The sequence below is a fragment of the Pararhizobium antarcticum genome, assembly GCF_001885585.1.
GTDB classification, from domain to species: Bacteria; Pseudomonadota; Alphaproteobacteria; order Rhizobiales; family Rhizobiaceae; genus Pararhizobium; species Pararhizobium antarcticum.
On sequence record NZ_LSRP01000138.1, the window covers coordinates 1 to 11303 of the forward strand.

The window sequence follows — 11303 nt, forward strand, 5'->3', positions numbered from 1 at the left end:
GTGTTCTTCACCGGGCCTTTTTTCCATTTCCGGAGACCTCCCATGAGCCACGCCGCCACCAACTGGGCCATCCAGCAGCGCGGGCTGAAGCCTGCCACCAAGATCGTGCTGTGGCATCTCGGCGACCGGCACAACCCGGATTTCGGCTGTTTCCCGACGCAAGCCCGGCTGGCCGAGGATGCGGAAATGTCGATCTCGGCCTTGAACGACCACCTCGCCACGCTGGAGGATCTGGGCCTGACCCACCGCATCCGCGCCCATAATCCGCACAGCCACCGGCGTCTTCCGACGCGCTACATCCTGGGGTTCGAGCAGGGATTCCCGCAAAAGCCATCTTTGGAAAACGGAGATGGGTTTGTTGAAATCATGGAAGAAAATGATACCCCATCGCCGGAAACGACAGATGGGGCCATCTCCGGATTTCCAGACGTTCCATCTCCGGATTTTGCCCAAAGCCATCTCCGGAATCCGGAGTATAACCTTGTAAGGGAACCTTTAACTAAACCAGTAAAGGAGGAGGAGGACGCGCAAGCGCGCGAGATCGATTTTGATCATTTTTTCTCAGAGCTGCTGAAAGCGCTGGGCATCGATCCGAACGGCATCCTGCCCGCCTGGTGGCAAGGCTGGCCAGCCAAAGCCCATGTGCGCCGCTGGATCGACAACCTTGGCCTCACCGAAGACTGGATCATCGAGACCGCCACCGAAACCCGACGGGATCACCCCGCCCCGCCAGACGGGCCCAAGGCACTGGGCCGGGCGATGGAACGGGCCGCCAAGCGCGATGCGCAACTCGCGGCAGCCTCCGCCAAGGCCCCGACCGGCAAGCGCCAACCCAAGCGCACAGAGGGCACCCGGCCCAGCGCCGATGAACTCGCGGCCTTCTACGCAGACATGGTCAATTCGGACAGGTTCCTGCCCGCCAACACCATCAGCAATACAATCCGAGACGCCATGCTGTCACGCGGTCTTGTCACGCCAGAGCGGTTGCGGGCGCGGGGCGTGCATTGATAGGGCGCAGCCCTTGGGACAGTCTGGTAAGCGCCGCCGACTGACTGTTGCCGAAAGTGAGGAAAAGCGGAAGCGCAACGCGATCAGTGCAGCATATCAGCCAGCCCCAACCCTTCAAACGCCGCCTTCATCGCTGGGTCAAACCCCGGATCGGTCCGCGCAGCGCCAAACCCATGCGCCCGGTTCCAACCATCGATCTAGCGCAGATCACATTTGGTTGGGCAGTGCGCCTTCCGGGGATTAGGATGTCCTTCGTGGACCGCACGGCTTTGCCAGCCCTGATCTTGCAGCCCGGGCAGGTCGCACGCCTTTTCGCCGCCCTCCGAAACGATCATCCCGTGAGAACTGGTTTAAGTTCATCCGCCACGTCTTCGATAAAATCGAAGAACGCCTTCACCCGCGGCAATTGGCGCGCATCAACGTGCGCAAGAACGCGCCATGACCGCGTCAGCGCAGGCACTGTGTCGATGACGCGAACGAGGTCGGGCTCGGCACCGCCAAGTGCTACCGGCAAAGCGGCGAGGCCCATGCCCGCCTTTACCGCCGATACCAGCCCCAGGACGGAAGTGACGCGGGCCGCGTAGACTGCATCGGGGGCAACTTCGCGCAGCCATTGCGAGAGGCGATGCTTATTGAGGCTGTGGTCGAAGCCGATCAGCGGATGGTCCGGCAAGGCCGCGAAGACGACCGGCGCGTCGTGGCGCTCCAGATAGATGCGGCTTGCGTAGACCGCCCAGAGCGAGTCGGCGATTGTTCGGCCCACAAGATTTTCCTCGGTGTCGCCGGATCGCAAAGCGATGTCGGCCTCGCCCTTTGCCAGATCGACATAGTGGTCCGACAGCACGAATTCGATCCGGAACTCGGCGTTGCGGTCGTGAAAGCGGTCGATCAGCCCCGACGCGGTCAGGCGGTAGGCGATGGGCTCGGGGCAGGTCACGCGCAGGATGCCAGCCCGTGCAATAACCTCTGCCGCCTCGCCAAAGGACTTGACAGCTACCTCAACTGCCTGCGCCGCAGGTATCAGGGCTCCGCCCGCCGGGGTAAGCCTGTAGCCGCTGGGTGCCCGCTCGAAGATCCGCAGGGCCAGCCGCTTCTCCAACTCGCCAAGCCTGCGCTGCACAGTGGACTGGTTCACGCCTGTAGCCCGCGCGGCAGCGATGGTGCTGCCGTGCTTTGCCACGGCAAGAACGTACCGCAGATCATTCCAGTCGAAGGTTTCCATCCGCCACCCCCTTGATCGCCCCCCATTATGCAAAACTGCGGCCCCGGTTCTGCGATTTTCGCGACTGCTGCCGGGGTCGGTTACGGCGCATCATGTGAGGACGAGATCCGCTCTCGGGGTTCGCGTTGGCGACGCTCCTGTCAATGATGGCTTCCTCATTGAAAAGGTGCCACCGCCCGTCAGACCAAGGCATGATATTTACCGCGTCACACAGGTTCCGCATATTTGAAAGAAGGACCGCGCCATGACCATTCAAGACAACACCGCGCTGACTGACGCGATCCGGGCGCAATGGGACGGCGCGGCGGACGGCTGGGATGGTCAGGAGCCCGTTCTGCGCGCCTGGCTGGCCGACACGACGACGGCGATGCTCGACATGGCGCGCGTATCCCCCGGGCAGTCTGTGCTGGACGTGGCGGCGGGCGCGGGCGGGCAGAGCCTCGACGTCGCTGCCCGTGTTGGCGCGGCCGGGCGTGTGATGGCCACAGATCTGGTGCCAGATCTGGTCAAGCGTTTGAAGCATCGTGCGCAACAGGCCGGGGTCGCAAACATCGACGCGCGGGTTGCGGACGCCGAAGAGGCGCTGACCGAGGTAGCGCAGTTCGACGCGGCGGTAAGCCGACTCGGAATGATGCTGATGGCCCATCCCGACCGGTGCCTTGCATCCGTCCGACAGGCGCTTAAGCCCGGGGCTGCGTTTTGTGCAGTGGTGTTCGATGGCCCCGAGGGCAATCCCTGCCTGCGCATCCTGATGGCCACTGCGCAGCGCCATGCCGGACGCCCACCGCGCGATCCCTTGGCGGCGGGTGGATTGCTAAGCCTCGGCGGCACCGGTCGGCTCGACGCACTGTTTCAGGCCGCGGGCTACCACGACGTCACGACCCGCGCGATTGAAGCGCCGTTCCGGCTGCCGCGTGTTGAGGATTACGTTGCTTTCCTGCTGGCCGCTGCGGCCCCGGTCCGGGCGATCCTGTCCGACTTGTCCGACAGCGCGCGCGCCGCGGCCTGGCAGGACATCACGGATCAGCTTTCTGTCTTTCAAGGGAAAGAGGGTTGGGTCGGGCCGAACAGGCTTTTGCTGACCGCAGGCACACGATGACCAGCCCGGCGCGCAAGGCGGCTTTGGGGATCGGCGTTATCGTTTTGCTGATCGCGATCCTTGGTCTGGTCCCCGCTGTGCGGGAAGCCATCGGGGCGATCGCGTCCGAGGATAGCGTGGCCGAGGCTGCCGGTCGCATTGGTCCATTGGCCATCGTCGTGCTGATGGCGCTGGCCATCGTCATCAGTCCTATCCCCAGCGGTCCAATCGCGATGGCGGCCGGTGCGATCTATGGGGCGAGCGAGGGTGCGTTGCTCAGCAGTGCCGGAGCAGTCCTTGGCGCAATGATCGCCTTCAACCTGTCGCGGCATTTCGGGCGTGGGGCCGTGGATTCGCTATCCAATCCCATCGCAATCTGGATATGCCGATCACGCTCGCAAACGAAACTGATGGTGCTGGTTTTCGCGTCGCGTCTGATCCCGTTCATTTCGTTCGACCTGATCAGCTATGCTGCGGGCCTGACCAACCTGACACAGGCGAGGTTCGCGGTTGCGACATCGCTCGGCGTGATCCCCATGGCCTTCGCGTTTGCCGTTATGGGCACCGGCGTCGCCAAATCGGGGCCATGGAGCGTTGCGGCGGCGGCTTGCTTGGTGACTTTACTTGTGCCGTTGGTGATGTGGCTGATCGGGATGAACAAGGCCAGCGGCAGGGTTTGAGCGAACATTGGCCACGCTCACGCTGAAAACAAGTCAGATGCGAAGGGTCGGCATTTCGCATGTCGGTCGAAATCGGTTTCCCAGCGGGCAACCATCAATGTAATAAATCCGCCAGCCCGAGCCCTTCAAAAGCTGCCCTCATCACCGGATCAAATCCCGGATCAATCCGCACTGGACCATCGCCATGCGCCCGGTTCCACGCGTCGATCTCCCGCAGTTCCGCGGCAAATTCTTCGGGCGACGCAGCCTCCTTCAAGGTCGTGTCGCCCTCGCAATAGCTGAAGATCATCAGCCGGGTCGGGTTGGCCCAAGTGCCAAAGTATGACGCATCCTGTGCCGTATCGACCTGCGCCCAGCCCTTCTCGTAGCTGCAGAGCCCAAAATCATAGAGGTAGCGATCAGCGGGTGCGAACTCGCGGGTGATTTTCATGCACCCACCTGCGCGCGGGCTGTGATGGCGATAATGCAAAGGTCACGGTAGCGGGCCATGGCTTTCGGGCTGGACGAGATCGGGTTGATTTCGAACGCCTGCAGACCGGCGATGTCCCCCGCCTCGGCCAAGGCTACGATCTGGGCCAGCTTGGCCCGAAACCGGGCGTGGGTCGGCTTGGAGAAATCCGGCGCGGGCGGCAGCGCACCGCTCTGCGCCTGATCTCGGATGGCTTGGCCCTTGCCAATGACCGGGGTGATCGCAGCCGCGGGTTGATCGACCGGCGCCGGGATCGGCTCGCACGCCGGTTCGGTATTGCTGTAGTCCAGCACCAAGGTCAGCCGGGCCTCGGCCTGATCGGGGGTGGCGGCGGTCATGATCGAGGTGAAGGCGAGGGCCGCGCGCTCGGCGCCGATCCTCGCCGCCAGCAAGCGGGCGAGGTTGTCGCCCGCCTTCTTGGCGCTGGCGCCGGGTTCGATCGGAGTTTCGGAAAGGCGCTGGGCGAGCGTGCCGATCTGCACGGCAGTAAGGGCTTTGGTTTTCATGGTCGGGTTCCTTCAGGCGTTGGTGATGTGGGCGGAATGCCCGAGGGTGGTGACCGCGTAGATCATCGTGCGGCCGTCGCCGATCGCCGCCCCGAATGCCTGCGCCTCGGGCAGGGTCACGAATTGCTCCCGGGTGCGGGATGCGGGCGTGCGGCCCCGGGCGGCAACAAAGTGGGCGGCGTTTTTCAGGCAGAATTCTTCGTGGGTGGTCAGGGGCTTCATGGCGGTCTCCGTTGCGTTGCATTGGGTGCAGACAGCCGATGAGACCAAAAGAGAGCAACTCCTAAGTCACTGAATTGGTGAGGTTTCGGTCAGAATGGGAGTGTCCCGGCAAAGCCATGCCGCTCAGCGTGGCGCCTCGGAGGCGGCAGCGTGCCGGGCCAGTGCCTCAAGTCGGATCACGACGCTACCGGACGGCGAGTTTGACCCCAAAAGGACCGACGCCGAATGGGGCGCACTGACTGATCCAGCAAAGCAGCTCGGCCTGCATAGAAAGCAGATGCATGCGGAAACACGACAGGAACGATCGGGGCGACGGCCACCAAGCCGGTGCCGCAAGCGGCGATCTGTCGGCGCAGTTCATGGAAAGCAATAGAGTAGGTGGAGTTGGAAACGCTGAAATGGGTCGCCCGTTTCAACGACATGTACTTGCTCGGGCCTATCGGAAATATCCCACCCGCAAAGGTAGAGGGGGCCTACTATGCAAACCTGAACACACCCAATAAGTTCGCGCAACACGGACCAATTGGTCTCCGGTAAACCCGCGGCGGTTCATAGCGCCTCAATCGCGCGATCGGGCTGGCTTTCATCCGGCGACCAGCGCCCCCCCCGGTGATGACAATTACGATACTGAGAAAAGTGATCATGAACGAACGGTGCCAGCGTGGCCAACTGCCGCCGCCAGTTCTTCGAAACCCAACATTGCAATGAAAAGCATGTCCACGACATCCATGATGAAAAGCGCCACAGAGCCTATGCCCAGGTCAACGATATGGTGATGATGTGACCGGCCAGGCTACCGGTCATGAACTTCACCTTCGTCTCGCTCATGTCCGGACCCCTTTGGCCGTTCTTGCGTCTGGTAGTCCATCATCCTTTCCCTTCGGCCATGATCGCAGCCATCTGCGCTGTCAGATCAGCCTCCCAGCCTCCGAGGGTCTTGCGGACGCTGGTCAGGTAAGCCTCATTCTCAAGGACCGGAATGGCCGGGTCATAGTGCTCTGCCGCGATCAGCATGCTTTTATGGTCCATCTCGCGGAAGGCGTCGACCATGCGCTCGGCCTGTGGGCGAGAATATCCAAGCGCTTCGATAGCCGAGCGCCCCATGCGCATCGAACTGTCATAGGTCTCGCGGATGATGTCGCGGCAGCCTGCAAAGTACAGATCATAGACGTGGTTGCGATCAATGGCTCGGGCGATGATATGCACGTCTGGGTAGTGCTGGCGCACGTATTTCGTCAGTTGCGTAATCTTGTCCCGGTCGTCGATGGCGATCACGAACAGTTTCGCATCGGCAATGCCCGCTACATGCAGCAGATCGGGCCGGGTCGCATCGCCGTAAAAGGCCTGCACATTGAAAGCCTTGAGCATCTCAAGTTGTTTGGAACTGAAGTCGATCACTGTCGGAGCGAATCCACCCCCGCGCAAAAGGCGGCTGACCATTCCGCCGACGCGACCATGGCCCGCGATGAGTATCTCGCTGCGCGCATCAATTGTGTCCGTTTCGCGCGGGTCTGTCCGGACAAAGCGGGGGGCGATGACGCGGTCATAGAGGATGAACAGGGCCGGGGTCAGCAGCATGGACAGGGCCACGATCAGCAGCAGTCTGTCCGCCAGTTCGCCCGGGATAACGGCGTTTGCAACGGTGAACGACAGCAGGACGAACCCGAATTCGCCCGCCTGCGCCAAACCGAGGCTGAACAGAAACCGGTCCGATCCGCCCATTCTGAAAACGACAGCAAGAAGGTACAGCACCGCCGTTTTTAACGCCATCAGGCCCAGCGTCAGGGCAAGAATGGTGAACAGGTTGTCGTAGAGCAGTGCAAAATTGATGCCAGCACCCACGGTCATGAAGAACAGGCCCAGAAGCAGCCCCTTGAACGGGTCGATATCGCTTTCCAACTCGTGCCGGTATTCGCTGTTGGCCAGCACGACACCCGCAAGAAAGGTGCCGAGCGCAGGTGATAGCCCGACGAGTGACATCAAAAGAGCAATCCCGATGACGATCATCAGCGCCGTTGCCACGAACAGTTCGCGCAGCTTGGCCGCCGAAATGAACCGGAAGATCGGTCCTGTCAGGTACGAGCCTGCGATGATGACCGTGGCAATCGCGCCTAGCGTGACGAGGGCTGCCCCCCATCCTGGCAGGCCAGCCACAAGGCTGAGGCTTGCGCCGCTGTGGTCGACCCCGTCTGAACCATGCGACAGGGCTGCGGGCGATTCCGGCAACGCCAGCAGCGGGATCAGGGCCAGCATCGGGATCACGGCGATGTCCTGAAACAGCAGCACCGCAAAGCTCGACTGTCCGCCGTCGCTTTTCATCAGCCCCTTTTCGCCGAGGGTCTGCAGGACGATCGCCGTTGAAGACAGCGCCAACACCAGACCGATGGCCAGCGCGACCGTCCAGACCTGACCGAACACCATGGTCACAGCCATCACCACCCCGGCAGTAAGGGCTACCTGGCCGCCACCCAGCCCCAAAAGCCTTGAGCGCATCGACCAGAGCAACTTTGGTTCCAGTTCGAGGCCGACGAGGAACAGCATCATCACCACCCCGAATTCGGCGAAATGCTGGATCGAGACGACGTCCACATGCAGCAACGCCATTACCGGACTGATGACGATGCCCGCGATCAGATATCCAAGCACTGACCCGAGGCCGAGGCGCGAGGCAATGGGCACTGCAACAACTCCCGCGATCAGGAAGATGAACGCCAAAAGCAAAAAGTCGGTCATTGAAACGCTCCTTTGGACTCGACGGCAAATAATGCTCTTTCGGCACTCATTACAGCAGTAGCTGACGGCAAGCCGCCCCTGCCCTCCCACAGAGTTGGGTGCAGGTCGGCAAATGAAACCATTAATGATTGCGCCACCCGCGCTTCCTTTCTGATATTATCCGATCCGATGGGCAGCCCCAAGGCGAAGTCGCGACGCTCACCATTGCGAATCCCCGCCTCTTCACATGCATCCTTCGTGGGCTGACACGCCGCGCCTTGACCCCTCCGCCCACTGCGGGTCACTCTTCGCCATCCGGCTGTTCCTCAGCACCGTCCTTCGTAAGAGAATTTGGCGTCTGCTGAAACGGCGCGAAGGTCGGGATCGATGATAAAGTCACCGCTCATTCGAGGTTCTGCCCAGGATATGATCCTGGTGAGTCTGGGCGGTGGCTTGCCGTTCCCTGTGTTCTGCACAAGTGACTGCAATGCGGGACAGACCCATTCCAGAGCGATGCGCGATGCAATGGCACAAGATCAGGGGCAATAGCAGAGTTTTACTGAGGGTTGCCCGGTATCAACACCATTTTGCCACCGGCCTTGCCGCTCTCACCAAGGCGATGCGCTTCGGCTGCGTCCTTGAACGCTAGCTCACGCCCAACCGGCAACGGTTTCAAATGTCCCGCATCAATCCGTTCAACGATCTGCGCCAATATCTGCCCGCTCGGCGGGGTGAACACAAAGACACCCTTCACCCCAATGGCTTCGCCTTTCGCAGCGTCTGGCGGCATCGCTGTCGAAACAAGGCGACCCCCAGCCCCCAGAATGGCCCATGACCTTGCCTGCGTCTCTGCGCCGATGAGGTCGAACACCACATCGACATTGCCCACGTCTTCGAACCGGTCTGTGCGGTAGTCAATCGCCTGGTCGGCACCGAGTGCCCGGACATCCTCGCAACCCTGTCCGGAAGCCGTGGCGATCACATAGGCGCCCTTCTCCTTCGCAAGTTGGATCAGCCAGTGCCCGACCGCCCCGGCTGCGCCGTGGATCAGCACGCGCTCGCCCGGCTGCACTTCTGCCGCCTCAAGCGCTGTCCAGGCCGCCTGCGATGTCATCGGCACGGCAGAGGCCTGTACGAAGGAGAGGTTGGACGGTTTGAGTGCGGCCTGCGCCTCGCCGATGAGGACAAACTCGGCATGGGTGCCGCCCCGGGTGAATTCGGGGTAGGCGCAGATTTCATCGCCGACATGGAAGGTCGTGGCAGCGGGACCGACTGCCTCGACGACGCCCGCACAGGCCCATCCGAATGTCACCGGCAGGTCGCGGCCCAGTGCCTGCTTCATCATACCCGATCGGATCTTCCACTCGATGGGATTGACGGCGCTCGCCATCAACTTAACAAGCAGATCGTCATTCATCGGCACAGGCATCGGAACGTCTTCGAGCCTCAAGACCGAAGCGTCACCGAAGGCGTGAATGCGGACGGCTTTCATGAAGTCACCTCTATTTGGTTGTCGAATGCGTGGCACATGAATTGACGAGCGTCAGGCCCGTTGCGGCGGTGGAAACCAGCGCCCCACGGCCTCGGCGGAATCTGTGGGTCCGGTGTTGAAGCAGATCGTCGCGTTGGGACTGGTGCGATGCACAACCGCCAGAAGTTTCTCGAACAGGGCCGTGTTTTTCGCGATCAGCCTGAGCCCGGCTCCAAGCATGACACAGTCGACCGGCTTTTCACCGAGACGCTCGTGCAGCACCCGTTCGGCGGTTTCTCCGAAATCAACGAGGCAAAGCGAGGCATGGTAGCCGAGCGCCGTAAGGCGGGCTTGGTCCGCGTTCAAACCGGCCATGACCTTTTCGGCAGTCATCCCGGGAAATGCCGCATAAGCTGGATCGGAAAAATCGATCAGGTCTGGTTGTAGCCCAACCATCAACACGCTCACTTCAGTCATTGCTTTCTCCATTTTCAGAAACGGTAAACTGCTTTCGGATATCGCCCGAACTATAGGCTCGGTCCGTAGGGATGGTTCCGGAATCTTCGCTTTCCCAATGCCACATTCGGTGAGATGATAGAAATGAATGTAGTTTTGTGAGTACATGCATCAGATGAATGCTGGCAGACCCGATCTGAATTTGCTGGTCGTCTTTGACGCAATCGGCCGCACCGGTTCTGTGACCCTGGCTGCAGAACGCCTGTCGCTGAGCCAGCCCGCCGTCAGCCATGCTCTCAACAGGTTCCGCGATCTGATGGACGACCCGCTGTTCGTCCGGAACGGCAACCGGCTGGAGCCGACACGACACGCGGCACAGATGATCCCTGAGGTGCGGCGGATACTCGAGCATGTGGGCTCGGTGCTGGCACCTTCGACCTTCGATCCCCTGACGGCCTCCCACACCTTCCGGATCGGGGCCAGCGACTACACAATGATATCCGTCTTGCCAGCGCTGGTCCGGGCCGTACGGACGCAGGCACCGAACGTCCGTCTGGACATTCAGTCGATGGGTGAGACGACGCTTGCGCGTCTCAAGACTGGCGACATCGACTTGACCTTCATCGGTGCCGACCCACCCGGCGGCACGCTGAAGTCTCAGGAGCTGTTTCGTGAACGGTTTACCGGACTGCTGTGTGCCCGTCATCCCCTTGCGGTCAGGGCCGGGCAAAACGCCGTGACGCTGGACGACTATCTGGCGTTCCCGCACGTCATGGTATCGTTCCGCGACCCCCGGCAAAGCCCGATTGACGCCCGTCTTGCCGCGTTGGGAAGAAAGCGGTCAATCGCTGTAACGACGCCAAATTTTGCCAGCAATGTCGCCTCGATCACGGGCACAGACCTGATCATGTCGCTCCCCTCCCGAGTTGCCGCAAACACAATGCGCGAAGACCTCATCCAGTTCGACCTGCCGCTGGACGTGCCCGACTATCCGTATTCCCTTCTCTGGCACACCCGATCAGATCAGGATCAGGCAATGATCTGGTTGCGTGGTGTCGCGGTCAGTATCTCCCAACGAACTTAGGAACAACGAAGGCAAGCCGAAGGATGCAAATAGTGGAAGGTGGTTGGGTTGGGCGCGACGCGAGACCGTTTGCACCCGGTATCTGTCCGAGAGAGATTTCTGTGCCGCCACCTATCGGTGCTTCAGAAACACGACAAGCATTTCATCGTAGAGATGCCCGATATCGGGCAACGCATCGAGTTTGCCCGCGGGGGCGAGCAACTGCGCGCCCACAAAGGCCGCGTATTCGATCAGTGCGAGCATTTCTGCTTCACGGGGGCGTTGTTGGGTAACTCTCGCTTGAGACATGACCGGCCCTTTCCCCGTATTTGTCCGGCTACGCGAACGATCTCGGCAGTGCCGAGGGCGTTGAAACGGTTCATCAGTGCGACGCGGATCTGGATTTCGGCGGTCTG

At 61.3% G+C, this 11303-nt stretch carries 12 protein-coding genes; 4 read left to right on the forward strand and 8 right to left on the reverse strand.

Translation table 11 applies throughout. From position 1 onward, the window contains the following. The first annotated feature begins 42 nt into the window (after positions 1-42). Entirely contained in the window at positions 43-1008 is a 966-nt protein-coding gene (locus tag AX760_RS23755; protein WP_071835490.1) for a helix-turn-helix domain-containing protein, read from the forward strand. Positions 1009-1339: 331 nt separating this feature from the next. Here AX760_RS23755 and AX760_RS23760 read toward each other — a convergent pair whose 3' ends face one another. Further along, a complete protein-coding gene (locus tag AX760_RS23760) occupies positions 1340-2230 on the reverse strand; it encodes a LysR family transcriptional regulator (RefSeq protein WP_071835491.1) in 891 nt (296 codons plus the stop codon). Positions 2231-2474: 244 nt separating this feature from the next. Here AX760_RS23760 and AX760_RS23765 point away from each other — a divergent pair, with 244 nt between their 5' ends. Together AX760_RS23765 and AX760_RS23770 are read left to right on the forward strand one after the other, a co-directional pair. Then, complete coding sequence (locus AX760_RS23765; RefSeq protein WP_071835492.1) at positions 2475-3329, forward strand: class I SAM-dependent methyltransferase; 855 nt, start codon at positions 2475-2477, stop codon at positions 3327-3329. Beyond that, positions 3326-3988 (forward strand): TVP38/TMEM64 family protein, encoded by a 663-nt coding sequence (locus AX760_RS23770; protein WP_071835493.1) that lies wholly within the window; start codon positions 3326-3328, stop codon positions 3986-3988. The genes AX760_RS23765 and AX760_RS23770 overlap by 4 nt, the downstream gene beginning before the upstream one ends. Positions 3989-4082: 94 nt before the next feature. Here the strand turns inward: AX760_RS23770 and AX760_RS23775 are convergent, their stop codons facing one another. The 6 genes from AX760_RS23775 to AX760_RS23800 all read right to left on the reverse strand — a co-directional run bounded on the left by AX760_RS23775 (position 4083) and on the right by AX760_RS23800 (position 9992). Next, positions 4083-4418, reverse strand: a complete 336-nt coding sequence (locus AX760_RS23775) for a hypothetical protein (RefSeq protein WP_071835494.1) — start codon at positions 4416-4418, stop codon at positions 4083-4085. Continuing rightward, positions 4415-4963: a hypothetical protein gene (locus AX760_RS23780; RefSeq protein ID WP_071835495.1), complete on the reverse strand. Its 549-nt coding sequence runs from the start codon at positions 4961-4963 to the stop codon at positions 4415-4417. The genes AX760_RS23775 and AX760_RS23780 overlap by 4 nt, the downstream gene beginning before the upstream one ends. A gap of 12 nt (positions 4964-4975) precedes the next feature. Continuing rightward, on the reverse strand, positions 4976-5185 hold the full coding sequence (locus AX760_RS23785) for a hypothetical protein (protein ID WP_071835496.1): 210 nt from the start codon (positions 5183-5185) through the stop codon (positions 4976-4978). A gap of 867 nt (positions 5186-6052) precedes the next feature. Then, on the reverse strand, positions 6053-8008 hold the full coding sequence (locus tag AX760_RS23790) for a cation:proton antiporter domain-containing protein (RefSeq protein ID WP_245295093.1): 1956 nt from the start codon (positions 8006-8008) through the stop codon (positions 6053-6055). Between the two features lie 445 nt (positions 8009-8453). Further along, on the reverse strand, positions 8454-9389 hold the full coding sequence (locus AX760_RS23795; protein ID WP_071835498.1) for an NADP-dependent oxidoreductase: 936 nt from the start codon (positions 9387-9389) through the stop codon (positions 8454-8456). A gap of 51 nt (positions 9390-9440) precedes the next feature. Continuing rightward, complete coding sequence (locus tag AX760_RS23800) at positions 9441-9992, reverse strand: hypothetical protein (protein ID WP_139276241.1); 552 nt, start codon at positions 9990-9992, stop codon at positions 9441-9443. Positions 9993-9999: 7 nt separating this feature from the next. Here AX760_RS23800 and AX760_RS23805 point away from each other — a divergent pair, with 7 nt between their 5' ends. Further along, positions 10000-10908, forward strand: a complete 909-nt coding sequence (locus tag AX760_RS23805) for a LysR family transcriptional regulator (RefSeq protein WP_071835500.1) — start codon at positions 10000-10002, stop codon at positions 10906-10908. Positions 10909-11019: 111 nt separating this feature from the next. Here AX760_RS23805 and AX760_RS28010 read toward each other — a convergent pair whose 3' ends face one another. Then, complete coding sequence (locus AX760_RS28010; protein ID WP_280950797.1) at positions 11020-11151, reverse strand: hypothetical protein; 132 nt, start codon at positions 11149-11151, stop codon at positions 11020-11022. Between the last annotated feature and the right edge of the window lie 152 nt (positions 11152-11303).